At 41.1% G+C, this 26,129-nt stretch carries 20 protein-coding genes; 13 read left to right on the top strand and 7 right to left on the bottom strand.

What is annotated here, in order from left to right:
* Positions 1 to 38 precede the first annotated feature (38 nt).
* The gene (locus CWB80_RS03705) at positions 39 to 1,562 is read left to right on the top strand and encodes a M17 family metallopeptidase (protein WP_138600386.1); all 1,524 of its coding nucleotides are present in this window, start codon (positions 39 to 41) and stop codon (positions 1,560 to 1,562) included.
* Positions 1,563 to 1,629: 67 nt separating this feature from the next.
* On the opposite strand, the gene CWB80_RS03700 is transcribed toward CWB80_RS03705, so the two are convergent.
* The 3 genes from CWB80_RS03700 to CWB80_RS03690 form a co-directional block, all read right to left on the bottom strand.
* Entirely contained in the window at positions 1,630 to 3,750 is a 2,121-nt protein-coding gene (locus CWB80_RS03700) for a Calx-beta domain-containing protein (RefSeq protein WP_171041486.1), read from the bottom strand.
* 313 nt (positions 3,751 to 4,063) lie between these two features.
* Positions 4,064 to 5,701: a methyl-accepting chemotaxis protein gene (locus CWB80_RS03695; RefSeq protein WP_138600390.1), complete on the bottom strand. Its 1,638-nt coding sequence runs from the start codon at positions 5,699 to 5,701 to the stop codon at positions 4,064 to 4,066.
* A 149-nt stretch (positions 5,702 to 5,850) separates the two neighbouring features.
* Entirely contained in the window at positions 5,851 to 8,076 is a 2,226-nt protein-coding gene (locus CWB80_RS03690) for a S9 family peptidase (RefSeq protein ID WP_138600392.1), read from the bottom strand.
* Between the two features lie 112 nt (positions 8,077 to 8,188).
* On the opposite strand from CWB80_RS03690, the gene CWB80_RS03685 reads away from it, so the two are divergent.
* Together CWB80_RS03685 and CWB80_RS03680 are read left to right on the top strand one after the other, a co-directional pair.
* The gene (locus CWB80_RS03685) at positions 8,189 to 8,593 is read left to right on the top strand and encodes an HIT domain-containing protein (protein WP_138600394.1); all 405 of its coding nucleotides are present in this window, start codon (positions 8,189 to 8,191) and stop codon (positions 8,591 to 8,593) included.
* A 58-nt stretch (positions 8,594 to 8,651) separates the two neighbouring features.
* Positions 8,652 to 9,404 (top strand): substrate-binding periplasmic protein, encoded by a 753-nt coding sequence (locus CWB80_RS03680; protein WP_171041485.1) that lies wholly within the window; start codon positions 8,652 to 8,654, stop codon positions 9,402 to 9,404.
* Between the two features lie 48 nt (positions 9,405 to 9,452).
* On the opposite strand, the gene CWB80_RS03675 is transcribed toward CWB80_RS03680, so the two are convergent.
* Positions 9,453 to 11,153: a DUF8614 domain-containing protein gene (locus tag CWB80_RS03675; protein WP_138600398.1), complete on the bottom strand. Its 1,701-nt coding sequence runs from the start codon at positions 11,151 to 11,153 to the stop codon at positions 9,453 to 9,455.
* 273 nt (positions 11,154 to 11,426) lie between these two features.
* On the opposite strand from CWB80_RS03675, the gene CWB80_RS03670 reads away from it, so the two are divergent.
* Positions 11,427 to 12,269, top strand: coding sequence for an HDOD domain-containing protein (locus CWB80_RS03670; protein WP_054552584.1), 843 nt, complete (start codon positions 11,427 to 11,429; stop codon positions 12,267 to 12,269).
* A gap of 58 nt (positions 12,270 to 12,327) precedes the next feature.
* Here the strand turns inward: CWB80_RS03670 and rdgC are convergent, their stop codons facing one another.
* The gene (gene rdgC, locus CWB80_RS03665) at positions 12,328 to 13,236 is read right to left on the bottom strand and encodes a recombination-associated protein RdgC (RefSeq protein ID WP_054552583.1); all 909 of its coding nucleotides are present in this window, start codon (positions 13,234 to 13,236) and stop codon (positions 12,328 to 12,330) included.
* A 90-nt stretch (positions 13,237 to 13,326) separates the two neighbouring features.
* The gene (locus tag CWB80_RS03660) at positions 13,327 to 15,090 is read right to left on the bottom strand and encodes a sensor histidine kinase (RefSeq protein ID WP_054552582.1); all 1,764 of its coding nucleotides are present in this window, start codon (positions 15,088 to 15,090) and stop codon (positions 13,327 to 13,329) included.
* 238 nt (positions 15,091 to 15,328) lie between these two features.
* Between CWB80_RS03660 and CWB80_RS03655 the strand changes: the two genes are divergently transcribed.
* The 4 genes from CWB80_RS03655 (at position 15,329) to thrC (ending at position 20,586) form a co-directional block, all read left to right on the top strand.
* On the top strand, positions 15,329 to 15,703 hold the full coding sequence (locus CWB80_RS03655; RefSeq protein ID WP_138600400.1) for a response regulator: 375 nt from the start codon (positions 15,329 to 15,331) through the stop codon (positions 15,701 to 15,703).
* Between the two features lie 227 nt (positions 15,704 to 15,930).
* The gene (thrA, locus tag CWB80_RS03650) at positions 15,931 to 18,348 is read left to right on the top strand and encodes a bifunctional aspartate kinase/homoserine dehydrogenase I (protein ID WP_138600402.1); all 2,418 of its coding nucleotides are present in this window, start codon (positions 15,931 to 15,933) and stop codon (positions 18,346 to 18,348) included.
* A gap of 9 nt (positions 18,349 to 18,357) precedes the next feature.
* Positions 18,358 to 19,284, top strand: a complete 927-nt coding sequence (thrB, locus tag CWB80_RS03645) for a homoserine kinase (RefSeq protein ID WP_138600404.1) — start codon at positions 18,358 to 18,360, stop codon at positions 19,282 to 19,284.
* Between the two features lie 18 nt (positions 19,285 to 19,302).
* Entirely contained in the window at positions 19,303 to 20,586 is a 1,284-nt protein-coding gene (thrC, locus tag CWB80_RS03640; RefSeq protein ID WP_138600406.1) for a threonine synthase, read from the top strand.
* 44 nt (positions 20,587 to 20,630) lie between these two features.
* Here the strand turns inward: thrC and CWB80_RS03635 are convergent, their stop codons facing one another.
* Positions 20,631 to 20,999, bottom strand: a complete 369-nt coding sequence (locus CWB80_RS03635) for a hypothetical protein (RefSeq protein ID WP_063702240.1) — start codon at positions 20,997 to 20,999, stop codon at positions 20,631 to 20,633.
* A gap of 291 nt (positions 21,000 to 21,290) precedes the next feature.
* Here CWB80_RS03635 and glyA point away from each other — a divergent pair, with 291 nt between their 5' ends.
* From glyA to ribBA, 5 genes are all read left to right on the top strand, one after another.
* The gene (gene glyA, locus CWB80_RS03630) at positions 21,291 to 22,547 is read left to right on the top strand and encodes a serine hydroxymethyltransferase (protein ID WP_063702242.1); all 1,257 of its coding nucleotides are present in this window, start codon (positions 21,291 to 21,293) and stop codon (positions 22,545 to 22,547) included.
* Between the two features lie 108 nt (positions 22,548 to 22,655).
* On the top strand, positions 22,656 to 23,105 hold the full coding sequence (gene nrdR / locus CWB80_RS03625; protein ID WP_054552576.1) for a transcriptional regulator NrdR: 450 nt from the start codon (positions 22,656 to 22,658) through the stop codon (positions 23,103 to 23,105).
* A gap of 2 nt (positions 23,106 to 23,107) precedes the next feature.
* Complete coding sequence (gene ribD / locus CWB80_RS03620) at positions 23,108 to 24,247, top strand: bifunctional diaminohydroxyphosphoribosylaminopyrimidine deaminase/5-amino-6-(5-phosphoribosylamino)uracil reductase RibD (RefSeq protein WP_138600408.1); 1,140 nt, start codon at positions 23,108 to 23,110, stop codon at positions 24,245 to 24,247.
* A gap of 4 nt (positions 24,248 to 24,251) precedes the next feature.
* Positions 24,252 to 24,905 (top strand): riboflavin synthase, encoded by a 654-nt coding sequence (locus CWB80_RS03615; protein ID WP_063702246.1) that lies wholly within the window; start codon positions 24,252 to 24,254, stop codon positions 24,903 to 24,905.
* A gap of 42 nt (positions 24,906 to 24,947) precedes the next feature.
* A complete protein-coding gene (ribBA, locus tag CWB80_RS03610) occupies positions 24,948 to 26,063 on the top strand; it encodes a bifunctional 3,4-dihydroxy-2-butanone-4-phosphate synthase/GTP cyclohydrolase II (RefSeq protein ID WP_063702249.1) in 1,116 nt (371 codons plus the stop codon).
* Positions 26,064 to 26,129 lie beyond the last annotated feature (66 nt).

Below are 26,129 nucleotides of genomic sequence, written 5' to 3'. Positions count from 1 at the left end.
TAATAAGGTCCTATGTTTTTAACAGCAGGACCTTTTTTATGGCATACCCTCATGCAGTTGCAGCCCCTCAACTAGCGGATGCAAATCACGATGCATTGATTATTATCGGTGATGATTTTTCTTCTTTAGCAGACGCAAGCTTAAGTCAAGCTATTAGCGCTCAACAAGCTGTAGACGCACGTATTGGCAAACAAGTGACATTACTTGTAATTGACTCTAAACGCGTTATTTTAGCGCCTACAGGCCCTCTGAACCGTGATTATGATGATGTACGTCGTTACTTTGATGCAGCAAAGCAAGGTGTACTAGAAGCGAAAGCATCGGGTAGCACTCAGCCTGCAATTTTACTTGCTAACGTAAATCAAGATAGCCGTTACAAGCATGCCCTTGAAGTGGCTTATTTAGGTGCTTGCCAAGCGCTTTGGCAACCACTTGAGGCACGTGAGTTCCACGGCCAAGCGATTGAACCAGTTAGCCAAATTAGCCTAGTGGGTGCAGACGAGGCAATGAGCAAAGCGCTTAATGCCATTGCTGCAGGTCAATACGCTGCACGTGATTTATGTGGTACAGAGCCTGAGCGTATGGCACCACCTCGTTTTGCAGACTACTGCGTTGAGTTATTTGCTGGTAGTAAGGTGTCTGTTGAAGTGATTTCAGATATCAACACTATCGATAAAGATTACCCAATGATGAGCACCGTAGCGCGCGCATCTTATGCTGTTGAGCGTCATCACCCACGTGTTGTAAAACTAGAATACGTGCCTGAAGGCGATGTTGAGCGTACCTTAATGTTTGTTGGTAAAGGTTTAGTTTACGATACCGGTGGTGCAGACCTTAAAGTGGGTGGCTTTATGGCAGGTATGAGCCGTGATAAAGGCGGTGCTGCTTCGGTTGCTGGCTTTATGAAATCAGTGGCTGACTTTGCACCAAAAGGCGTAAAAGTGATTGCTTACTTAGCCGTAGTTCGTAACTCAATTGGTTCTGATTGTTTTGTTCCTGATGAAATCATTACTAGCCGCGAAGGTGTGCGTGTTCGTATCGGTAACACAGATGCTGAAGGCCGTTTAGCTATGGGCGACTTACTAAGCGAAATGAAAGATCGCGCTTTAAACGAAGTGAATCCAGAGCTATTCACTGTTGCAACACTAACAGGCCACGCAGCACGTGCTATGGGTCCTTACAGTGCGTATGTTGAAAATGGTCCAGCTCGCGCGGCGAAAATTTCGCGCCAAATTGCTGACTTAGGCGATTTGTGGGCAGATGCCGCAGAAGTATCTCGTAGCCGCCGTGAAGATTATGACTTCATTCGCCCTCGCACATTAGCTGATGACGTACTATCAAGTAACAATGCAGCTTCTGCTGTAACTGCACGTGGTCATCAGTTCCCGATGGCATTCTTAGCGATTGTTGGTGGTTTAGATAAGCATGGTACTGAATCAGCGCAGCCATTACCGTATGTTCATATGGATATCGCAGGCAGTGGTGTAGAAGGTGGTGATTGGCAACATGGCAAGCCTACCGCCGCAACAGTAAGCAGCTTATTCGCTCGTTATTGTTTGTAAGTTGTAAGTTTAAAAAGCATAAGCTTTAGACACAACCCTGTGCTCTAAAGCCTATGCTTGGTCAGGTTTAGTCTTTTATGTTCTTCTTTCGGTTTCTACGAATAAAGCACAGTGCGCCGAGCATTAGTGTAAAGTAACCTGATACACTGCCGCTTGCTTTATCATCTGGAGTTGCATGCTCTGGAATACCATCTTCATTGGTGATTGTGATTACTTCATCAGCGTATTTTTCATTGAATGATTCAGACTCTAATACGAGAGTGAAGCGTCTTGAGCCATCTACCTCTGAATTATCAATAATGTCGATCGTAATGTTTTTTTGTGTTTCGCCTTGAGCAAAGGTAAGTACTTCATCAAGAGCTGTAAAATCAGTGCCGCCGACCGCGCTATCATCCGTCGTTTTTATACGAACTTTTGTTTCAAAATCGGTTGGATCGGATTTGATTATACCAACTAATAGTTGGCCGCTATTTTCTGATATTTGTGTGTCTGAAATGCCTAACTCATAGCTGAAATCAACATCGTTGTCTTCAATCGTTACAATTGATTCATTGAAGATTATGTCACTTTCATCAGATGCTAGTTTGATATTAAACGAGCGAGAACCATCAACTTCATTATTATCAAATATATTTATAGCTAGTTCTTTTTCAGTTTCTTGGCTCGAAAAAGTAAGGGTCTCATCAAGTGCTGTATAATCTTCTCCAGCAATAGCATCCACGTCTTCGGTGTAAATTCGTATTTTCGAACTACTATCTAAGCCTGAGTTTTTAATGACCTTGAATGTTACTTCATTTTCGTTTTCGGCTATATTGAGAGTATTACTATTAAATTCATAATCTTGCTGAGGTAGAGTGCCCGAAATGGTGAAAAGATCAAATGACGCATCACCTTTTTCACCTTCTATAATATGACTTAGTCTCAGCTGTGCGGGAGTTGTTCTGTAGTTAGATAGATCAACCGTCACTTTTTCCCAAATGTCGCCGTCGGAGTGTTGTTGGCCTTCTTTTCGCCATAACTCAGCCCACGTTTGCGCATTATCGGCGGATACCTCGATAATACTAGTTCCCATATCTTTGCCGTGCATATTGAAGTAAAACTCCAATGTCGGTTTTTCGATGAAGCTCAAGTCATAGCAAGGGCTTAAGTAGTTTAATTTGTCACCTTTTTTGGCATATACAATGTCATCAAAATCAGTGTCATCCCGTTTGCTACTATCAATTTGTAAATAGCTGTGCCCCTCAAAGGGTTCATCAGCACCTGTTCTGCTTGAATTTGAATCAGGTGAGGTTCTAAAAAAGAAGCCGTTATTAGCTACATCTTGAACCCATGGCTGCGCTATTTCTTGATTAAAATTAAAGCCATCTATATGTGGGAATTGAGTAACTATAATTGAGTTTTCGCAGTTTGGTACGGTTCTACCTTCACCAAATTGATTAAAAAGATGGTATTTATCTCTTTGCAAAACGTACTGCATACGGTCTATTTGTTGTGCAGAAAAGTGCGTACGGCAGGTATTTTTTCCTTGGCTCATTATGTTTTTGGCATCAGGGGCGTAGGGAGTACCTTCTTCATCTTCGGCAGAGCCTGTGTATTCGCAATTTTCAATATCATCATCTAAGTCATCAAAAGAAGGAGGGGTGTCGATTATCTGGTCACCGTACAAGTAGCCACGTTCACCGATTTGCACTGAAATAGGTTCATCATCACCATCGGCAAAGGTATGCAATAAACTGAGGTTATGGCCGATTTCATGTGCGAGTGTCGTTGTAACAAGGTCTTCTGTATCAATTAACACACCATCTACGCCAAAGTAAGGAAAAAACGCATTACCATTGACGCCATCAAAGTCTGCGACCATGACATTTAAAGCTGATTTATCAAAATAAGGCTCAATAAATAACACTCTATTGTCTGGTGAGTAATCGTCGTCATAAAAACCAGGCATCTCTTCGTTGGTTACGAAGTCAGTAGATTTATAGTGATATGAGTAACCTGTACCTTGATAATGTGAATTTAAGTTTTCAATTGATTGCTCAATAGTGGCTTGGTCAACTTTGGCATTAGCGCCATCTTTATCGGTTGCTGCAACAATAAAGTGTAATGGAATTTGTTTTGTTTGAGTTGTATCTGCCAGCGCTTGATTAGTTACTCCGAGTAGCGAGTAAGTGCAAATTGCAGCTAACATAGTACGCTTTAAGTGTGTGTTCTTTTTGGGGTGTATGTTTCTTGAAGGCACTTTGGTATCGCTCCTTATTATTTTTGTAATAGTGATTAAATGCCAATGGCAATTTAATTCAGCACACCCCATTAGTTCCTTTTTAATTTATTTATGTAAATCTCGTTAATATCTATTTATCATCTTTTTTTTATCTATTTAATAAAGATCTAATTAAATCAGTGGGTTGAATTTTTAGTGGCTTCAAAAATTACTAGGGGATAAAAAAGAAAGGTTATAGAAAAACCCCGCAAACCATTGCAGGGCTTTTGAAGTGCTGTGATCAATCGAGTTTGAAACGGTTAACTACATCGCTCAATGCTTGTGAGCTATGCTTTAAATTATCACTGGCGTTCGAAAGTCCTTGGGTATTCGACAGTGATTGCTCGGTTGATTGTGAAAGCTCATTAATCCGCAAGTTAACTTCATCTGCGGCGCTGGTTTGTTGCTCGGTAGCGCGGGCAATTTGGCTGTTCATATCTTTAATAATAGAGACAAGTCGCTCAATCTCACTTAGCGAACTATTTGCTTCACCTGCCTGTGAAACCGTTTCACTTGATAACTGCTGACTTGCTGATACAGCATCAACAGCAGCTTGTGCACCGGTTTGTAGTTTACTGATCATAGCTTGAATTTCATCGGTACTTTTACCTGTACGGCTTGCCAAAGTTCTCACTTCGTCAGCTACAACGGCAAAGCCTCGACCTTGCTCACCAGCACGTGCTGCTTCAATGGCTGCATTGAGTGCCAGTAAGTTGGTTTGCTCTGCAATGCTGCGGATAACATCAAGCACTGAGCCTATGTTGGTACTCTCTGCAGCAAGGTCGGCAGTAACCTTACTCACTTGTTCAATGTTACGCGACAAGGTTTCAATGGCGGTGATGGTCTTGTTAAGAACCTGCTTGCCTGCTTCGGCATTTTGTGCAGCTTCGTTAGCGGCATGCTCAGCTTGTTCAGCATTCTGACTGACATCATGAATTTGATGGGTCATTTGTTCCATCGCCGTGGCCACTTGAGTTGAGCTGTCGTTTTGCAGTTCTATAAATGAATGATTGGTTTTGCTGGCATCATCAACGCTGTGGGCAAACTGATTCACTTGCTCTGCGTTGTCGGCAACATGTTTTAGTGACTCACGCATTTTGGCCGTGTACAAATTAAAGTAGCGCGACAAACGAGACACTTCATCATTGCCGTTTTCATCAAGCTTTTGAGTTAAATCACCTTCACCTTGTGAGATATCTTTCATCATATTTGCAGCAAGTTGTGTCGGACGAAGAATGCTATTGGCAATTAGGTAGCTAAGCGCAACCAGTAGGGCAATAATCACTACCGCGGTGATAATGACATGGGTACGAAGTGACGAGAAGGCCTCTTCAATGGTATCAATGTAGACACCAGAGCCAACAATCCATTGCCACTTTGCAAACCCTTTTACGTAGGCAATTTTATCAACGGGCTGATCTTTACCTGGCTTTGGCCACTTATAGGGAATAAAACCCTCTCCTTGTTTTTTGACGATATTAACCATATCGACAAATAACAACACACCATCTGGATCTTTACTGCCCGCTAGCGATTTACCATTTAATTCTGGCTTAAACGGGTGCATGACCATAACGGGTTCATAATCGTTGATCCAAAAGTAATTGTTATTGTCATAACGTAGTGCAGAAATTGTTTCGAGGGCTGCTTGCTTGGCTTGTTGCTCACTCAGCTTACCTTGCTCAAACAACGCATAGTTATGCTCGATAATAGAGTAGGCTGACTCAACAAGGTTTTGGGTTTTTATGTATTGCTCTTGCTTTAGCGAGCTGTATTGCTGCGTTAAACTCGAGACGCTCAAAAATATCAGCCCTATCACGACCACACTCACTAACATGGCGAGGCGCTGAAAAATTGTAAAACGGCGTAAGTAATTCATGTGTGTTCCTTCGTCATGCTCATAAGAGCAATGTATTAAGCGTAGCCAAAATAGGTCGAAAATCTAGTTAAATAGTAGAATACATTGAGACAAAAAAAAGGCTGATTTAACAATCAGCCTTTAGTCTAAGTTACCGAAATTGAACGTGATTATTCAACGTTAAAGTGTCGGTTGAAGAAACTTGTGATAGTTTGGTGTAAGTGCGTTTGTACGCTCTTGCCACGTAAACTGTGTTTTGAACCCGGGTAAGTCATCATTTCGAACTGTTTTTCTTGATCTTGCAGTTGTTTGAATAACTTAGTGGCGTGAGTGAATAACACGTTATCATCAGCCATACCGTGATAAATCATCAGTGGGCCTTTTAAGCCTTCAGCATACGGGAAGACAGCACTTGCTTCGTAACCTTTCGCGTTTGTTGCAGGGTGACCTACATAACGCTCAGTGTAGTGAGTGTCGTAAAGTGCCCAATCAGTAACTGGCGCACCAGAAACACCGGCTTTGAAGTAGTCGCCCGCTTTAAACATGGTCATAAGCGCCATGTAACCACCGTAGCTGTGGCCATAAATACCAATACGCTCAGGATCAACGTAATCAAGGGTGCGTAAGAACTCGACACCTTTAATTTGGTCTGCCACTTCAGCCACACCTAAGTGCTTATAAATCACGTCTTCAAACTTTTTACCACGGTTGTATGAACCACGGTTATCAAGTTGGAAAATAACATAGCCTTGTTGTGCCATGTATTGGAAGTATAAGTTTTTACTACGCCAGCTGTTTGTTACACGCTGAGCATGAGGACCGCCATACACGTTAACAATAACTGGGTGCTTTTTACCGTCTTGGTAATTAGTTGGCTTGAATAAACGGTAATGCATGATTTGCCCGTCTTCAGCCGTTAGTGTGCCGTATTCTGGGGTGATCAAATCAGCTAGGTAAGGCGTTAATGGGTGTGACTTATCTAACTTGTTTTCTTCAAGCCAAGTGATAAATTCGCCATTAATTTTACGTAATGCCGCAGAGCCAGGCTTATTCACTGATGAGCTGTTATCGATAAAGGTTTTGTTATCTTTAGCAATCACCACATTATGGTAAGCGCCTAGCTCAGTTACGCGCTTAATTTCGCCTTTTTTGAATAGCGGTACGCTGTAAAGGTGGCTCTCAAGTGCTGTGTCTTTACGACCTGCAAAATACACGATGCCTTTTTTCTCATCGATACCTTTTAAGCTATCAACAACCCATTCACCTTGGGTGATTTGACGGATCATTTCACCGTTTGTGCGGTATAAATAAAGGTGTTTAAAACCGTCGCGCTCAGATGCCCAAACGAAATGCTTTTTATCGTTTAAGAATTGCAAATCAAAGTGTAGGTTAATCCAAGTATCACTGGTTTCTGTTAGGGCAACCGTTTGTTTTTTAGTGTCGCTATTATAAAAACGTAACTCTAAGTTATGTTGCGAGCGGTCTTGCCACTGATAAGAAAGCGTTTTGTTATCTTTTAACCATTTTGCGCGAGCGATATAGATATCTTGATCGTCGCCTAAATCAACCCAGTCAGTTTTTTGATTGTTGATGCTTACAACACCTAACTGAATTTTAACGTTGTCGGTACCTGTAAACGGGTAGCGTTGGTTAAAAAGCTTTACTTCATCGGCGTAAATTTCATTACGGATCGCTTCTTTTACTGGGCTTTCATCAACACGGGTATAAGCGATTTTAGACTCATCACCAGACCACCAGTAGCCAGTCATACGGCCCATTTCTTCTTGCGCAACAAACTCGGCCATACCGTTTTTAATAACACCGCCACCATCTTTACTTAATTGGATTTCTTGACCCGTTTTTAAGTTAAGTGCGTATAGGTTTTGCTCACGAATAAACGATACGAAGTGCCCTTTAGGTGAGAAGCGTGCATCGGTTTCAAATGCGTCTGTGTCGGTTAATTTGCGGCTTTTAGCTGAGGCAAGCTCGTAATAGTAAAGGTCGCCATTAAGTGGGAATAAAAGCGCTTTACCATCTTTAGACCATTTATATTCTAAGATCCCTTTACCAAAAATACGTTGGCGCTCACGGCGTGCTTTTTCTTCATCAGATAAGTTTTCTGGACCAGAAAATAGCGCAGCAGAGTCAACTAATAAGCGGTTTTTGTTATCTTTTAAGTTGTATTCCCATAGATCGTAGCGGTTGTAATCATCGGTTTTACCTTGCAGGTAAGTGACACGACTGCCGTCTGGAGAGAATTTAAGTTGTACAGGCGCTTTGCCTGCTAAGCTTGGATCGTCAAAAATACGCTCAAGTGTGAGTGGTTCAGCAGTCACACTAAATGCAGTGGCCACCACTGGCAGAGCAAGTGAGAGAGATTTAATTTTTTTTAGCACAGGAGTACCTTCGCTCGAATAAAAACTGCCATGATGTTAATGGTAAGCTTAGGCAACTGCAACAAAATGCTATAAAGTAGGATTTGATTACCCAATATCAAAGGATTTATTGATGAAAAATACTGATACGTCGTTTTCTCTGGCCCCAGAACTACAACGCGACTGCATTGAACTTGCGGATTGGCCACTGTGTAAAGTATTGCTGATGAATGATAGCCAATACCCTTGGTTTATCTTAGTGCCAAGAGTTGCGGACGTTAAAGAGATTATCGATCTGTCTGAAGAGCTACAAATTACCTTATTACAAGAGTCGGGCAAACTGAGTAAGTTGTTACAACAGGTATTCAGCCCAGACAAACTCAATATAGCAGCATTGGGTAATATGGTGCCGCAATTACATGTTCATCATATTGCACGCTTCACTACCGATCCGGCTTGGCCTGCGCCTATTTGGGGTAAATTACCGGCAGTTCCATATAGCGATGAACAAATAGAGCAACTAAGAGCACATTTTTAATCAATCATATTAAATTGCGCTAAGCTAAGTAGATGCGAAAAATAAGAGACTAATAAAAGTGAAAAGCACAGTAATAGCCGTATTGGCTTTTCTATGTTCATTTTCCGTAACAGCAAAAAGTTATTACTTTGTTGGGAGCCATTTCCCCACAATCTTAGAACAAGATCAACAAGGTACAGTGATTGGTTTAGGTGCTGATATTGCTCATGAAATTTGTCGACGCCTTGGGCATGAACTCGTCATCGATATCATGCCACTAAAGCGTGCTTTAAAAATGGTTGAGCAAGGCCATGCAGATGCCATTATCGGTCCTTATAAGTCTCTTCAACGTCAACAATATATGCAATTTAGTGCCTTGCCATTTTATGAAGATCCTATTGTCTTTTTTACCAAAAAAAATAGCGATGTAACTTGGGCTGGTAATTTCGCAAGCTTACGTAAAGACGTGATTGGTATTACTCGGGGTTGGAATTATGGTTCAGAATTTAAACGCAATAAATCAAGTTTAACTTTGTCAGAAGTGGCGAGTGTTAAAGCTAGTTTTTTACAGTTAATGCATAATCGAGTTGATCTAGTGATGACTCACCCGCGAGCTGCTCTTCCGATTATTGATGATTTATCAATTTCTAGTAAGGTCATCATGCTGTCGCCAATCATTACGGTGAATCAAGGCTATTATGGTTTCACTAAGCAACGGGAGCTTAATGAGTTTATAGAGGACTTTAATTCAGAGTTTAATAAGATGTTGATTAGTGGTGATATAGTCCAGCTGAATAGCAAATATGGATTAAGTTTTGTCGCACGTGAATAATAAAAAACGCTGCAATTGCAGCGTTTTTTATATCAGACAAGGCTGGTATTAAAGGCCTAATACTTCTTTGCCTTGTTTGAAAGTAACATCAACTGGGATATTAGCTTGGCTTAATTTTTCTAAATCTTTCGCTAGCTCAGCTTTGATCTCACCATGAGTTGCGATTAGCTGATCAACTTTTTGGTAATCACCGTCACCTTGAATCGTTAAGATTAAGCGCGATAGTTTTTCCATTGCTTGGCTCATTTTCTCCATGTTAACGCTGTATAAGCCGTCAGCATTTTTAGAAAATGCGCCTTCTTCAGCGAAGAAGTTAAAGCGGATCATATTCGCTTTACCATGTGCGCTTGAAGCACCAAAACGCACTGAACGGAAGATACCAGCCATAAAGGTGATGTAGTAATCTTCTAATGTACCGTCAGTGATCTCGCCTTTCTTAAGTAATTGCTCAACCATGTAAAGACCTAAGATATCCGCTTTACCTTCTTCAAGGGCACTTGCATGCTCTTGCAATGATTGGCGAACAGTACCCTTACCCGTAATGGTGTTTTTAATGCCTAAACCGTGCGCTACTTCGTGGAACATAGTGTTTGCGAAGAAAGCGTCAAAGGTAATGTGTTTACGTTGCTCAGGAACAATTAGCTGCTCTGAAATAGGCACTAAGATTTTATCGAACTTAGCACGCATTGCGTTTTTAAGCTGTAAACGACGTGTGCCTTTTTCTAGCTGTACTTGCTCATCATTTGGCAAGTTGATAGCAATTGTTTTACTACCCGCATTTGAGTGGCCTGCGTAATAAACGACATCATAAGCATTTAAGTCAGCGTCTGAACCTGGGACTTCTTGCTTATATTTTTCGTCTACAGGTAAACCTTTTTGTAGCTCTGGTAAGAAAGCAGCGAATTTAGCTAAACGCTCGCTCCATGCCAAGTCTTTGATTAGTACATAAGATTCATACGCCGCACGGTAACCAAATAGTTGATCTTCATAGGTTTCAATAGGACCAATAACCACATCAATAGGGTTATTTTTCATATCCATCCATGCAAAATCAGATGGTTGAAAGTCATCATTTACTAGTGCATCTGCACGCATGCTTAAGTAGTTAGCGAATTCTTTATCATCAGCTAGCTTGCTTGCTTCACGTAACAAGTTGGCTGCTTTTTCTAGCTCTTGTGCGTACTCAACAGAGTAAGCCACACTGTAAAGAAGGCCTTTCTCGTCACGTTTGATCACTGAGTAAAGACCTGTTTTGTCATCAACGATTGCGTTGTTTAATTCTTCTTTAGTGATATCGCTTGGGTAAAATTCAGCGCCTAGAGGCTTTTCTTCATAACCTGATAAGAAAACTTGGTCGCCGTTTAAGCGATCCCAAGGGCCGTAGTTGATATCTGCAAACTTTTGAACTTTTTCATCATTGATTTTTGCTAAGAAAGCGTCTTTGTTCTCACCAAATGCTTGGCGCCAGAATAGCTCATCCATAATTTTTGAGGCATCGATCAACTTACCAACCATTTGCTTTTGGTTATCACTCAGGTGGCTAAGATCAGAAGTAAGTGTGAAGTCTGTGTAAATGTCTAAACGGTTTTCATCTGCATTGATAAGTTGTGGGTTGTTCTGTTCAATACTTTGCTTTGTTTGCTCTGCAGCAGGCTGAGTTTGAGAAGTGGTTGCTTGCTGATCAGAACATGCACCAAGAAAAACAGCACCTGATAAGATAAGTGCTTGGCTAATTTTATTTAATGTCATTTTGCCCGTTCCCGATTTTAGTGAGAGTCATTGTTATTAAAACAAAAAGTGTATGCATTAAAGCAAACCTGCCATATACATGGCAAGTATACAGCGCTAGAAGCGATGTTTATTTATCAGTTACATGATTAAAAAGCATAAAAAGAGATAATTTCTGTGATTTTCTTAACTTTAGCGTTAAGTTAGACAATACTAAAACAAGAACTAATCTAATAATGTCAGTCATTAGTTTGTCTTTATTTTGGCAAACTAACCCAAGAGGATGGCACGCATATGTCAACAGAGAATGCATTACTGACCATATTGGTCGACAGAATAAATAATGACACTTTAGTGTTACCGACATTACCTGAAGTTGCAGTAAAAGTGAGGCAAGCAGCAGATAACCCAGAAGTAAACTTGATGGATATGGCAGATGTTATCTCCCATGATCCAGCGTTATCGGCACGAATGATTAAAGTGGCCAACAGTGCATTTATGGGGCGCTCAGTTAAAGTCACCAATCTTCATCAAGCCGTCACACGAATTGGTCTACGTCAAATCAAAAATATTGCCACCGCAATGGCGATGGAACAATTGTTTGTATCGCATAATGAGCTGATAAAAGGGTATATGGATAAAGCATGGCAAAAAACCCTTAAAGTTGCATGTCACTCAATTACTCTAATGGACTTTTTCTTACGTCGAAATAAGCAAACATCACTGAACCGAGATACCATTACGCTAGCTTCATTAGTCTATAACATAGGCGTGTTGCCAATTTTGACTGAGGCTGAAAAGCACCCTGAAGTTTTTGCAAATCCAAGTTTTTTGGCACACGCTATCCAAAAGTTAGGAGGCAAAGTAGGTGGCGCAATTATGCGTGCTTGGGGCTTTACTGATGAGTTCGTCGAAGTTGCTGAAAGCTGGGCAAATCCAAACTATCGTCCAGAGCATATATGCTATGTTGACTTTATTCGTATTGGCGCGATTTTAGAAGGCATCTTGCAGGTTTCTGACAAATCGGCAGCATTGCAAACATATGTAGATAAAGGCGTAATAGAATCGCTTGAGTTATTTAATGAAGACGAATATCACGATATGCTTGATGAGGTCAAAGCCATTTTTACTGAATAGCTAAAAACACAAAGCGCGACCAAGTCGCGCTTTTTGTTAATTAACATTTAGGTTAATTTTATAAATCTTCAGCGTCGCCTAAGCCTTGGGTCAGCTCTTCTAGCAACTGTTTAATTTCTTCTGACGCTAAGATGAAGTCTGCATCAAGTTTTACCGCCATATCTTCTTTTGGAATGTCGGCGTTTTCTTCTTTTAATGTTTCTGAATAGCTTAGACGCTTAATCGAACCATCGTTTTGTAGCATGAACTTAACGCGTTCTTGCCAATCAAGAGCCAGTTTAGTTACGCGCTTACCATTTTCTAGGTGTGACTTTACTTCGTCACATGATAAGTCATGGCCTTTCAATTTAACCTGAGCACCACTGTCATCGGCTTCTTCAAGCTCTGCATCGTTACCGATAGAGAAGCCTTCAGGAGTGCTGAAATTAGTTAACCAATCTGTTAAAAATACATCTAAATCATAATTAGCAAATGCAGGTACGACAGGTAGCGTGCCAAGTGATTTACGAAGTAGGGCTAAAAGCTCTTCTGCTTTATTAAAGCTTGCGCTGTTAACGACAACCCAGCCATTCTTTTGGTCAATAAACGCAAACTGTAGGCTCGACTTTTTAAATGCTTGAGGCAGTAAAGTGTGCAGAATATTTTCTTTTAGTTCGTCTTTTTCTTTTTTCTTTACCGGACGGTTTTCTTCCGCTTCGATTTGCTCAACTTTCTCTGCAACCAATTCGTTGATAACGGCCGCAGGCAGTACTTTTTCTTCACGCTTAGCGCATACTAAAATGCTGTCTTGAGAGAAGTGAGATAGAGTTTGACCATGCTTACCAAAGGCTTTTGTCCAACCAAATGTTGAAAGCTCTTGGCCTGTACATGAGCGGAACAGATCTTGTTCTAGGGCTTTGTCGAAGTCTTCTTGAGAGTATGAAACGTCTTGTTTAAAACGGTAGCAGATAAGGTTACTAAACCACATAATTAGGCTAATCCTTTCAATAAATTTGCCCAATCATAACAATAAAAAACTGATGCCGAAATGAATCATTTCGCCATCAGTACGAATTGCTTATGAGTTAAACATTGAGAGCGGTTTAGGCATGTTTTTTGGGAAACTAATATGGTAATGCAAGCCTTTTCCAACTTCGCTTGTTACTTCTATATCACCGCCAAGGGTTTGCTTCACTAAGTTTAAAGTGATATGAGTACCTAACCCACTGCCACCCTGATCACGCTTGGTTGTGAAGAACGGGTCAAACAGTTTTTCTAGCTGATGTTCGGATACACCATTACCATTATCTTTAAAGTCGATAACGACTTCATCTTCTTCGTCTTTAATTATGATATCTATGATGCCACTTTCAATACCTTCAAAGCCATGAATAAGTGCGTTCATGATCAAGTTTGTAAAAATTTGGCTAATAGCGCCTGCAGGCAGGTTGAGTGTTAAATCTTCAGGGCAATCTAAATTGATATGATGAGATGTTTTCTTTAGTTTTGGATGTAAAGAGCGGATCACTTCACCTAAATACTCTTTGAAATTAATAGTACGTACTGCTTCACTAGCTTGATCGACTGCAATTTGTTTGAAACTTGCAACCAACTCTGATGCACGGTCTAAATTACTAGTAAGTAAGCTAGTGCTTTGCTTGGCGTCATTAATAAACTCTTCAAGCGCTTTTGGTGATAAGGTTTTTTCTTTGTATGCCGCTTCAATCTGATCTAAACGTTCTTGTAAAAATGAAGTCGCAGTCACACCAATCCCGATTGGTGTATTTACATCATGGGTAATACCTGCAACTAAGCCGCCTAAAGCAGCCATTTTCTCGGAGCCGACTAGGCGCTCCTGTGCTAAGTTCAACTCATCAACATAGCGCTGTAACTCAGTTTGCTTGGTTATGAGTTCTTGTTCAGTTTGTTTACGAAGGTCTATCTCTTCAGTCAGTGTTAGCTTTTGTTTTTCTAATTCATATTTCTGTTGCTGCAAATCCATCATCGCTTGGCTAAGGTTAGATGTTTTGCGCGCGACTTCTTGCTCTAACTGTAAATTATGTTGGTCGAGTTTTTCATTACTAAGTACAAGCTCTTTCTGAGTATGTTCCAGCTCTTCTCGGTAGAGAACAACTTTATCTATTAAACGGTTAAAAGATTCTTCCATTACTTTTAATTCGTTGTGTTCAGTTGTGTGGATCTCGATATGGCGGCCTTCTAAATCGTTTAGTTCAAGATCTTCAATTTGTTCTGTAAATTGCGCAAGTGGTTCAGTTAAGCGTTTTCTAAATGCTAGTAAGAAAAGTATGATCAAAAAGGTGGTTTTGATCATTGCGTTACCGATTAGAAAATAAATAGAGATCATGATGCGGCTAAATACCACTTCTCGGCTTGAGAATAAGGTTACATCGCCTACTTGAGTTGTTTTACCCGAAAACTCAAAAATAAGCGGAAATGTATAGCCGAATAAACCGGATGGTGTATCTTCAATTATCGCTTCTTCTTGCACTAACTGCTGGCTATATAGCTCGTGAATATCTAATGAGCGACCTAATTGTGAGAGTACCTCGCCACTATCATCGCGCACAATAATGCCTTCGATCATAGGGATTGCGAGTAAGCCTTCAGCTGTTGTGATGGTTTGTTTATCGTTAAGTTCCCAAATTGCACGGGTTAAACTACGGCTAAATGTTTTTTGTAAAGTGGTTAATTCGTCACGAATGTAATCTTTAGTGTTTACATATTCAGCAATAACCTGCCCACAGGTCACTACAAAAGTGAGTAAGAAGTAGACCGAGAGCACATTTGTTAACAATTCTTTTGATAGGCTTTTCTGTAACATAGAATACCCATAGCTCCTTGGTTACATTTGTAATACATTCAATTAGTTCTAAAGTTAGCTAATAAACGGTTAAAAATAAATAAATAAATCCTTTTTTACTGGAGTATTTATAAATTGTTACTATTTTTTAAAAAAACTTAACCTTACTGCACCAATAAAAGTGTGTTATAAATTTCGCTTGTCTTTTACTTTAGCCTTTTTAGATGTTGTATTTGCTACAGCGAAGATTTTTATATTCATGAATAACCCTAATTTTTCAATACTGGTTTGTGATGATTCAAGTATAGCTCGCAAACAAGTAGTTCGGTGCTTAGGTAACTGTTTAAGTGCTGATATTCAACAAGCAACCAATGGTCGAGAAGCACTTGCTTTACTACGCGAGCAAAACTTTGATCTATTGTGTTTGGATTTAACTATGCCAGAGCTAGATGGTGTTGCTGTACTTGAAACGATCAAAGCAGAGAAAATAGAGTGCTTTGTTATAGTGATTTCAGCTGATATTCAAGCGCAAATGAAGCAAAAAGTAGTTAGTTTGGGAGCCATTGATTTCATCGATAAGCCAATAGATATTGTTCGACTGAAAGCAACTTTGCATAAGTTTGGTATTCATTAATCTTTTGTATAACAAAAGTGCATAATTTATCTTTTCTTTAAGGGTTGACAGCTTGGCTACATTTAAGGCAGTCTAAAGGCTATGAAAACATTTAATCACGCAACGACCATTATTATTACAACCATCATCCTTACGGGATAGTGGCATAGGTCGGTGCAACAAATTTATAGGCCTGTGTTCACTAGAACACAGGCCTTTTTCGTTTATGGAATGAGGAAACATAAATAATGCGAGTATTAAAATTTGGTGGGTCGTCCTTGGCCGACTACGCATGTTTGCAACAGGTAGCTCAGTTAGTCAAAGAAGAATTACGCGATGAAATGCTGTTAGTGCTGTCAGCACCAGGTGGCATGACAGATTCATTAGTTGCATTAGCAAGCGCTGCAGAGCAGGGGCAAGATTTTAGTGAGTTATGGCAAGCATTGGTTGCGCGCTGTGAACAATTAAAAGCTGCTGTTGAAGCTGACTTTGGTCAGGTAGTGAATTGGCCTGATTTAAACGAACTTAAGAATAAACTGGATGGTGTTGCACTTTTGAAGTGTTGCCCAGACCAAGTACGTGCTTATGCAATTAGTTTTGGTGAGCGCGTTAGTGTTGCCTTGATGGAGTGTATGCTTAAAGAAAGTAATGCTCGTTATTTAGAAGCAACAGACTGTATTGCATCTGTAGGTGGCTACATTGATGCTGAAGCTGACTTGACCGCAAGTAAGTTACGTTTTCAAGCTGCATTAAAAGCAGCACCGAGCACTATTTATATCATGCCGGGTTTCACTGCTGCCAATGAGCAGGGGGAACTAACAACACTTGGTCGCAATGGTTCAGATTACTCAGCAGCAATAGCTGCGGCATGTTTAGAAGCTGATGTATGCCAGATCTGGACTGATGTAGATGGCGTTTACAATGCGGATCCGCGCTATATCAAAAAAGCCTCTAAAGTTGATTCATTATCCTATAAAGAAGCAATGGAGCTTTCTTACTTTGGTGCGAAAGTATTGCACCCGAAAACGATTTTACCTTGTGCTAAAGCAGGCGTGCCGTGTGAGATCAAAAATACTCATAACCCACGCGCTGAAGGTTCTGTGATCAGCAACGACAGTGTATCGAACGAACCTGTTAAAGCGCTATCAAGCTTACAAAACCTGGCTATGTTAACTGTGTCTGGTCCAGGTATGAAAGGCAAAGTGGGCATGGCGTCAAAAGTATTTAATGCGCTGGCACACGACAATGTTTCAATTGTGCTAATCACTCAATCTTCGTGTGAGTTTAGTATCAGTTTTTGTGTTCACGAAAGCGATTTAACGCTCGCGCTTGAAGCGCTTCAAGTTGCTTTTGAATTGGAATCACAAGCCGGTTTAATCGAACCAGTTCAAGTACAACGTAACCTTGCTATTGTCACTTTAGTGGGTGATAACATGCGTGCGCACAAAGGCTTAGCTGCTAAGTTCTTTGCCTCATTAGCACAAGCCCAAGTTAACATTGTTGCTATTGCACAGGATTCAACAGAAAGCGCCATTTCAGCGGTTATCGACGGTGAGTTATGCAACGACGCGGTGAAAGTGTGCCATGAGAACTTCTTTACTCACATTCCTTCAATCGATGTGTTTTTACTTGGTTGTGGCTTAGTAGGCCAAGAACTTATTCAGCAGTTAAAGCGTCAACAAGCATGGCTTGAAAAACGTAACATTAAACTGAACTTATACGGTGTTGCTAACTCAAGACAGCTTTATCTAGATAGCGAAGGCATTGCATTTGATGGCTGGCAAGACAAACTAGCCGAGTCAGAGCAGGCATTTGATTTAAATCTGGTTGAGCAATTTGTTAAACAAAATCACTTAATCAATCCAGTGATCGTAGATTGTAGCTCAGCCGATAAACTTGCTGCGCAATATGTTGATTTCTTGAATGCTGGTTTCCATGTCGTTGCGGCAAATAAAAAAGCCAATACTAGCTCGTATGCTTACTATCAAGATTTAGTTGCAGCAACACAAAAGAATAATCGTAAATTTTTATACGAAACAAACGTAGGTGCCGGCTTACCGGTTCTTGATAATCTGAAATCGCTATTTGGTGCCGGTGATGAACTTATTAAGTTCAGCGGTATCTTGTCTGGTTCATTATCGTATATGTTTGGTGCGCTACAAGATGGTTTATCACTTAGCGAAGCAACGTTAAAAGCAAAAGAAAGTGGATTTACAGAGCCAGATCCGCGTGATGATTTATCAGGCACTGATGTTGCTCGAAAACTACTGATCATTGCTCGTGAATCGGGTCTTGAGTTAGAACTAAGCGATATCGAAGTTGAATCTGTTTTACCAAAAGGGTTTGCAGAAGGTGATTCTGTAGCAGATTTCATGGCAAAACTACCATCACTTGATGCACAGTTTAACGACCGCATTCAAAGCGCTGCAAGTGAAGGTAAAGTACTTCGTTATGTGGGCACTATTGAAAACGGTCAATGTAAAGTAGGCATTGAAGCTGTAGATAGTAGCCATGCTCTTTACGATATCCGTGACGGTGAAAATGCACTGGCCATCTTAAGTCAATATTATCAACCTCGTCCGTTTGTGATCCGTGGTTATGGCGCAGGTGCTGAAGTAACGGCTGCAGGCGTATTTGCCGACATTTTAAAAACGTTAACACGTTAGGAGCTGGTCATGATCCGTGTATATGCACCCGCTTCAATCGGGAATTTTGCTGTCGGCTTTGATGCTTTAGGTGCTGCGCTAGCACCTATCGATGGCACCTTATTAGGTGATGTTGTTGAGGTGAGTGCCGCTGAGCAAGATACTTTTGTTTGCTCTGGCGACTATGCCCATAAACTGCCTGCTAATGCTGAAGAAAACTTGGCTTATCAATGTTTAATTCATTTTAAAGAACACGTTGCGCCGACTATGCCTGCGGTAAAACTTGAACTTAAAAAGAACTTACCAATTGGTTCTGGTTTAGGTTCAAGTGCGTGCTCTGTAGTGGCTGCGTTTGCAGCCCTTGATAAGTTCGCTGAAACGAATTTATCTCAAGAGCAACTTATCGAGTTGATGGCTGATTTTGAAGCTATTGTTAGTGGCGGCCGTCATTACGATAACATCACACCATGTTACTTGGGTGGCTTGCAATTAACTGGTGAACTTATTCCGAACAAGTCAATTTCGTTACCCGTTGATAATCAATGGTATTACGTAGCGGCTTTTCCAGGTTTTTCACTGAATACCGCAAAAGCGCGCTCAGTACTGCCAAAGCAATTATCAATGCATGACAGTGTTGAGTTTGCACAGCGACTCTCTGCGTTTAGTAGTTTATTACTAATAGGTCGCTTTGATGCAGCGCTCTCCATTATGAGTGATGAAATAGCCGAGCCACATCGCGCACCGCTTATTCAAGGCTTTGCAGAAGCTAAAAGTGCTTTACCTGAGTTTGGCGCAGAGATAGTCAGCATTTCGGGGGCTGGGCCAACATTATTTACCGTGTGTAAGAGCCTTGAAGCTGCACAAAAGTGTGCAGCGTGGCTGAATGATAATTACATCAATGAGCAGGGCTTCTGCCACATCTGTCAACTAGATCAGCTTGGCACACGACAGCTTTAAAGAATTTAAGGAATAAACATGCAATTACATAATTTAAAAGATGAAACACAACAGGTGTCGTTTGTTGAAGCGGTAAAAACGGGTTTAGGGCGTAATCAAGGTGTATTCTTCCCTAATAGCCTTACGCCAATTCAAGACATTGATGCGTTACTTGATTTAGACTTTGTTAGTCGTAGCAGCAAGATTTTATCACACCTTATTGGTGACGAGCTTCCTGCCGATACCGTTGCACAGATGGTGCAAAATGCGTTTAACTTTGATGTGAAATTAGTTGAAGTAGAAAAAGACATTTATTGCCTTGAATTATTTCATGGCCCAACGCTTGCGTTTAAAGACTTTGGCGGCCGTTTTATGGCTGAGTGTCTTGCGCAATTTAATCAGGGCGAAAAAGTCACGATTTTAACGGCTACATCAGGCGATACAGGGGCGGCGGTTGCCCATGCCTTTTATAATAAGCCTAATATCGATGTCGTGATCTTATACCCGAAAGGTAAAATTTCATTAGCGCAGCAAAAACTATTCACTACTTTAGGTAATAACATTCACTGCTATGCGGTTGATGGCAGCTTTGATGATTGCCAAAGTATGGTAAAGCAAGCCTTTTTAGACGACGAAGTTAAACAAAAGCTAGGTCTAAATTCAGCAAACTCAATCAATATCAGTCGCTTGGTTGCACAGGTGTGCTATTACTTTGAAGCGATTGCTCAATTACCTAAAGAGCAGCGCAGTAAAGCGCATATCTCAGTACCTAGTGGTAACTTTGGAAATGTGTGCGCTGCAATGATTGGTGCTGTGCTTGGTATGCCTGTAGCGAAATTAAGTGCTACCACTAACCAAAACGACACAGTGCCACGTTTCTTACAAAGCAAAGAGTGGGCGCCAAATGACACCCTTGAGTCGTTATCGAACGCTATGGATGTTAGTAAACCGAATAACTGGCCACGAGTGCAATTTATGCTAGATAACGAATGGTTTAGCTATGATGACTTTTATTCAAGCTGTGTAGGTGAAGAAGAAACAAAAGAGGTGATGAAAAAAATTCATCAAACCGGTTACATCGCAGAGCCTCATACTGCAATTGCTTATCAGGGCTTGAAAGAAAATCTAGCTGATGGCAGTGCAGGTATCTTTTTAGCGACTGCACACCCAGCTAAATTCAAAGACAGCGTAGAGCAAATTTTAGACATCGAATTGCCTATGCCGAAACCACTGGCAGATGCATTAGCAAAACAGTGTTTAGCTGAAGATATTAAGTTTGATTATCAATTGCTTCGCACTGAGCTGTTAAATAAATTAGCATAACAGCAAGTAAAGAGCGGCTAAGCCGCTCTTTTTAATGCAGTCTTTTAATGAAGTAACGAATGACTATGACGGTTTAAAACCCGCATACTTAGAATGACCCCAGCCGCAATACACAGCAAAATGCTGATCACAGAGACGAGTTCATTTTGTGTCCATTGCATCAAAGTGAATGCCGAAATAAAAATAATAAAGGGTTTAAATTCATAGTAATAGCGAAGTTTCTTTTGTTTAACTCGCTGGCTTGAATGATCGGTTCTTCTGGCTTCAGAACGCATCCGCCAAATGTTAGCACCTAATAAAAATAAGATGACACCGATTAATGTGGGCACATAATCATTGGCTAATGTGATACAACTGATGCCGAGAAAAAAGTATCCGTAGGGGACTAATTCGTATATTGGTTTAGCTAACATGAACTTATACCATCCTTGATATTGACCAGTCCTATAAGCTTAGTTTGTCCCTATAAAAACGCAATGTAACAGCGCGATTATTTGTTGAAATAACATTTTAAAAAGCTATGGAATATTTTAAATTCATAAATTTTTGTTATGTATCAATAAAAAAATATCATTATTAAAACACTGTGAAATAAATTCAATCCCTGTTTAAATATGTTCACCTTTACAAGATAGGCAAAAGTGCGTTTTAAGCGTACAATACAGCCTTCAAAAAACACCATACACGTTGCCTTAGGAGACCCCATGTTAGAACGTAGCATGAATATTTCGGATTTCGATCCAGAGTTATTTGCAGCCATCACTAAAGAGACTGCTCGTCAAGAAGAGCACATCGAACTGATCGCGTCTGAAAACTACTGTAGCCCACGCGTACTTGAAGCGCAGGGTTCTCAGCTTACCAACAAATATGCTGAAGGTTACCCAGGCAAACGTTACTATGGCGGTTGTGAGCATGTTGACGTTGTTGAGCAACTAGCTATTGACCGTGCAAACGAGTTATTCGGCACTGATTACGCTAACGTTCAACCACATGCGGGTTCACAAGCAAACGCAGCTGTTTTCCAAGCACTTCTTCAGCCACACGATACAGTACTAGGTATGAGCTTAGCTCATGGTGGTCACTTAACTCACGGTTCACACGTTAACTTTTCTGGTAAAACGTACAATGCAATTCAATACGGCCTAAATGAAGAAACAGGCGAAATTGATTACGCTCAAGTTGAAGCACTTGCATTAGAGCATAAGCCAAAAATGATCATCGCTGGTTTCTCAGCATATTCAGGCGTTGTTGACTGGGCTAAATTCCGTGAAATCGCTGATAAAGTAGGTGCGTACTTATTCGTAGATATGGCTCACGTTGCTGGTCTTATCGCGGCTGGTGTATACCCAAGCCCAATCCCTCACGCACACGTTGTTACAACAACAACTCACAAAACATTAGCGGGTCCTCGTGGCGGTCTAATCGTTTCTGCATGTGGTGATGAAGAGATCTACAAAAAGCTAAACAGCGCTGTATTCCCTGGCGGTCAAGGTGGTCCTTTATGCCACATCATCGCTGCTAAAGCGGTTGCTTTCAAAGAAGCATTACAACCAGAATTCAAAGCGTACCAAGCACAAGTTGTTAAGAACGCACAAGCGATGGTTGAAGTACTACAAGAGCGTGGCTACAAAGTTGTTTCTGGTAAAACAGACAACCACTTATTCCTTCTTGACCTAATCGATAAAGATATCACAGGTAAAGATGCTGACGCTGCACTAGGTAATGCAAACATCACAGTTAACAAAAACTCAGTACCAAACGACCCACGTTCACCGTTCGTAACGTCTGGTCTTCGTATTGGTTCTCCGGCTATTACTCGCCGTGGTTTCAAAGAAGCTGAGTCAAAAGAGCTTGCTGGCTGGATCTGTGACGTACTAGACAACATCAACGATGAGTCTGTACAAGCAGAAGTAAAAGAGAAAGTTAAAGCTATCTGTAAAAAATTACCAGTTTACGCTTAATTACTGGTTAAACCGTAATTAAGATAACAATAGCGTTGTTTTTTGCTATTATAAAGGCCGCTTATAAAGCGGCCTTTTTTTGTTTTTTATAAACGGAAGTTGAACCTTATGCATTGCCCTTTTTGCACAGCAAAAGATACCAAAGTAATTGATTCTCGACTTGTTGGCGGTGGTCATCAAGTGAGACGTCGACGTGAATGTAACGAATGCCATGAGCGCTTTACCACCTTTGAAGGCGCTGAACTTGTGATGCCAAGAGTCATCAAGCAAGATGGTAGCCGCGAACCATTCAATGAAGACAAGTTACTGAATGGCTTGCATCGCGCTTTAGAAAAACGCCCAGTCAGCACTGAGCAGGTCGACGAAGTCGTTAACATCATTAAATCTCAACTTCGTGCCACGGGTGAACGTGAAATCTCTAGCCATTTGATTGGTGAGTGCATCATGGAATCTCTGAAGAAACTCGACAAAGTGGCCTACGTACGCTTTGCTTCGGTTTATCGTTCATTTGAAGATATTCGCGAGTTTGGCGAAGAAATCGCTCGTTTAGGTGATTAATCATGTCATTTACAGAGCTTGATACGGCTTATATGGCGCGTGCCATTGAGCTTGCTAAACACGGCCGTTTTACTACGACGCCAAATCCTAATGTTGGCTGTGTACTGGTTAAAAATGGCGAAATAGTCGGTGAAGGCTTTCATCAAATCGCAGGGCAGGGCCATGCTGAAGTCAATGCATTAGCCGTGGCTGGCGACAACGCAAAAGGCGCCACTGCCTATGTCACTTTAGAGCCTTGTAGTCATTATGGGCGTACTCCGCCTTGTGCCGAAGGTTTAAAAGCCGCGGGTGTTAGCAAGGTGATTGCTGCTATGGTTGACCCAAACCCCGCGGTGAGTGGTCGTGGCCTACAGATTTTAGCCGATGCTGGCATTGAGGTGGCATCTGGTTTACTTGAGCAACAAGCGCGTGATTTAAACAAAGGCTTTTTAAAGCGTATGGAAACTGGATTGCCATATGTAACTTGTAAAATGGCGTGCAGTTTAGATGGTAAAACCGCACTCAATAATGGCCAAAGTAAATGGATAACCAGTTCTAAAGCGCGCCAAGATGTGCAAGCATTTCGTGCGCAAAGCTGTGCTATCTTAACCGGTGCAGACACCGTTATTACCGATAATGCCAAACTTAATGTCCGTGTTGATGAGTTGCCATTTAGCATGCCGACCTCGTTGCCTTTACGCCAGCCTACCCGAATCATTATTGACTCACAAAATAGGTTAACGCCTGAGCTTGCGTTATTCAGCATCGAGAGCCCGGTGATAATTTTTACCACGTCGCTTGATAATCAAACTAAGTGGCCTCACTTTGTTAAACACGAAGTAGTGCCAGCAGTTAATAATAAAGTTGATTTATCAGCACTTTTAAAGCGTCTTGCTGAACTACAATTTAATCACGTTTGGCTCGAAGCAGGTGCGACCCTGGCTGGCGTGTTTGCTGAGCAAGATTTAATTGACGAATACATTGTTTATATTGCCCCTAAGTTAATAGGTGATATGGGCAAAAGCTTACTAAACTTTGCAGAAGTCACCATGATGAGTGATATCACTGAGCTGACCTTTACTGATACAGTGATGATTGGTGATGACATCCGCCTAACAGCGGTAAAAGCAAAGCAAGCCACACACATTGAAAATAAAGAGTAGCACTATGTTTACTGGAATTATTGAAGCAACAGGTAAAATTGTTGAACTAACACAAAAGCAAGGTGATCTAGCTATTCGTATTCAAAGCGCTAATTTGGATATGAAAGACGTCAAGCTCGGTGACAGTATTGCCACCAACGGTGTGTGTTTAACAGTTGTCGCTAAACATAGCGATGGTTTTAGTGCTGACTTGTCAAACGAAACCATCAGCTTAACTGGGTTTGCACATTACAAAAAAGGGCAAACAGTTAATCTTGAAAAAGCCATGCAACCTATTTCTCGTTTAGGTGGACATTTAGTGTCAGGCCATGTTGATGGTATTGCGACCGTTGAAAGTATCAGCCCTAATGCTCGTGCAACAGAGTATTGGCTAAGTACAGATAGCGATTTAATGAAATATATTCCGTACAAAGGTTCGGTGTGTATTGATGGCATTAGCTTAACGGTCAACGAGGTCGAGCAAAATCGCTTTAAGTTGACGATTGTTCCGCATACTGCTGAGCAAACTACGATTGCAGAATTTCAGGTGGGGACTCAGGTGAACCTAGAAGTTGACCAGATTGCTCGCTATTTAGAGCGCCTAATAAAAGGGGCCGAACAACCTTCCCGTTCAGACATATCAATGAGCTTGCTCGCACAAGCTGGCTTTATTAAATAAGTACAGATACGTCACTATTAATCATACTCTCATGGGCACATTATGAATTTACACAGCGCGCAAGAAATTATCGATGACATTAAAGCCGGTAAAATGGTTATTTTAATGGACGATGAAGACCGAGAAAATGAAGGCGATTTAATTATCGCAGCAGAGCACATTAGTGCTGATGCTATCAATTTTATGGCAACACATGGTCGTGGTTTAATTTGTTTAACAATGACACAAGAGCGTTGTCAGCAGTTAGATTTACCGTTAATGGTGAAAAATAACGGGGCTGCTTTTTCAACTAACTTCACCATGTCGATTGAAGCAGCGAAAGGCGTAACAACGGGTATTTCAGCAGCTGACCGTGCTCGTACAGTGCAAGCAGCTATTGCTAAAGGTGCCGTGCCGAGCGATATCGTACAACCAGGGCATATTTTCCCTATCATGGCGCAGCCAGGTGGGGTGTTAACACGTGCTGGTCATACCGAAGCGGGTTGTGATTTAGCGCGTTTAGCAGGTCTTGAGCCTTCATCTGTGATTGTTGAAATCTTAAATGCAGATGGCACCATGGCTCGTCGCCCAGATCTTGAAGTATTTGCTAAAGAGCATGACTTAAAGATTGGCACTATTGCAGATTTAATCGAATACCGAAACCTAAACGAAACCACCATTGAGCGCGTTGCTAAATGTAAACTGCCAACAGATCACGGTGAGTTTGATTTAGTGACCTACAAAGACACTATTGATGGTCAGCTTCACTATGTTTTACAAAAAGGTGAAGTATCGAAAGATGAACCTACGCTAGTACGTGTTCACTTACAAAGCACCTTTAACGACATTCTATTATCAGATAGAAGTGCTGATCGTAGCTGGGGCTTGTCAGATGCAATGGCTTATATCGCTGAGCACAACGGCGTGCTGGTTATTTTAGGTAAACAAGAATCAACTGAAGACTTAGAAGCAACCGTTAAAGCCTTTGCTGCTGAAGATGCGGGCGAAAATGTCAGTCATCGTAAGTTCCAAGGTACATCGCGTACTGTAGGTGTTGGCTCGCAGATTTTGGCTGATTTAGGTATTGAAAAGATGCGCTTAATGAGCCGTCCTAAGAAGTACCATGCGTTATCTGGTTTCCACTTAGAAGTGGTTGACTACGTTGAGCCGCGCTCTTAATTAGGGAAAACAGATTTTCTAGGCTACTTTTATATTTTTGTGGTATTATGCGCCGTAATTTTTGCG

Source organism: Pseudoalteromonas sp. S1650, from assembly GCF_005887195.1.
GTDB classification, from domain to species: Bacteria; Pseudomonadota; Gammaproteobacteria; order Enterobacterales; family Alteromonadaceae; genus Pseudoalteromonas; species Pseudoalteromonas simplex.
Note: the sequence above shows the minus strand (reverse complement) of the source record. Positions and strands in the feature narration are given on the sequence as shown.

Excerpts from the sequence above, each read along its gene's own strand:
- CWB80_RS03670 (WP_054552584.1), top strand. The coding sequence starts at position 11,427 with ATGTCAACAGAGAATGCATTACTGACCATATTGGTCGACAGAATAAAT.
- thrA (WP_138600402.1), top strand. The coding sequence starts at position 15,931 with ATGCGAGTATTAAAATTTGGTGGGTCGTCCTTGGCCGACTACGCATGT.
- CWB80_RS03615 (WP_063702246.1), top strand. The coding sequence starts at position 24,252 with ATGTTTACTGGAATTATTGAAGCAACAGGTAAAATTGTTGAACTAACA.
- ribBA (WP_063702249.1), top strand. The coding sequence starts at position 24,948 with ATGAATTTACACAGCGCGCAAGAAATTATCGATGACATTAAAGCCGGT.
- CWB80_RS03685 (WP_138600394.1), top strand. The coding sequence starts at position 8,189 with ATGAAAAATACTGATACGTCGTTTTCTCTGGCCCCAGAACTACAACGC.
- thrB (WP_138600404.1), top strand. The coding sequence starts at position 18,358 with ATGATCCGTGTATATGCACCCGCTTCAATCGGGAATTTTGCTGTCGGC.
- CWB80_RS03660 (WP_054552582.1), bottom strand. The coding sequence starts at position 15,090 with ATGTTACAGAAAAGCCTATCAAAAGAATTGTTAACAAATGTGCTCTCG.
- CWB80_RS03655 (WP_138600400.1), top strand. The coding sequence starts at position 15,329 with ATGAATAACCCTAATTTTTCAATACTGGTTTGTGATGATTCAAGTATA.
- nrdR (WP_054552576.1), top strand. The coding sequence starts at position 22,656 with ATGCATTGCCCTTTTTGCACAGCAAAAGATACCAAAGTAATTGATTCT.
- CWB80_RS03695 (WP_138600390.1), bottom strand. The coding sequence starts at position 5,701 with ATGAATTACTTACGCCGTTTTACAATTTTTCAGCGCCTCGCCATGTTA.
- glyA (WP_063702242.1), top strand. The coding sequence starts at position 21,291 with ATGTTAGAACGTAGCATGAATATTTCGGATTTCGATCCAGAGTTATTT.
- ribD (WP_138600408.1), top strand. The coding sequence starts at position 23,108 with ATGTCATTTACAGAGCTTGATACGGCTTATATGGCGCGTGCCATTGAG.
- CWB80_RS03675 (WP_138600398.1), bottom strand. The coding sequence starts at position 11,153 with ATGACATTAAATAAAATTAGCCAAGCACTTATCTTATCAGGTGCTGTT.
- CWB80_RS03705 (WP_138600386.1), top strand. The coding sequence starts at position 39 with ATGGCATACCCTCATGCAGTTGCAGCCCCTCAACTAGCGGATGCAAAT.
- rdgC (WP_054552583.1), bottom strand. The coding sequence starts at position 13,236 with ATGTGGTTTAGTAACCTTATCTGCTACCGTTTTAAACAAGACGTTTCA.
- thrC (WP_138600406.1), top strand. The coding sequence starts at position 19,303 with ATGCAATTACATAATTTAAAAGATGAAACACAACAGGTGTCGTTTGTT.
- CWB80_RS03635 (WP_063702240.1), bottom strand. The coding sequence starts at position 20,999 with ATGTTAGCTAAACCAATATACGAATTAGTCCCCTACGGATACTTTTTT.
- CWB80_RS03700 (WP_171041486.1), bottom strand. The coding sequence starts at position 3,750 with ATGTTAGCTGCAATTTGCACTTACTCGCTACTCGGAGTAACTAATCAA.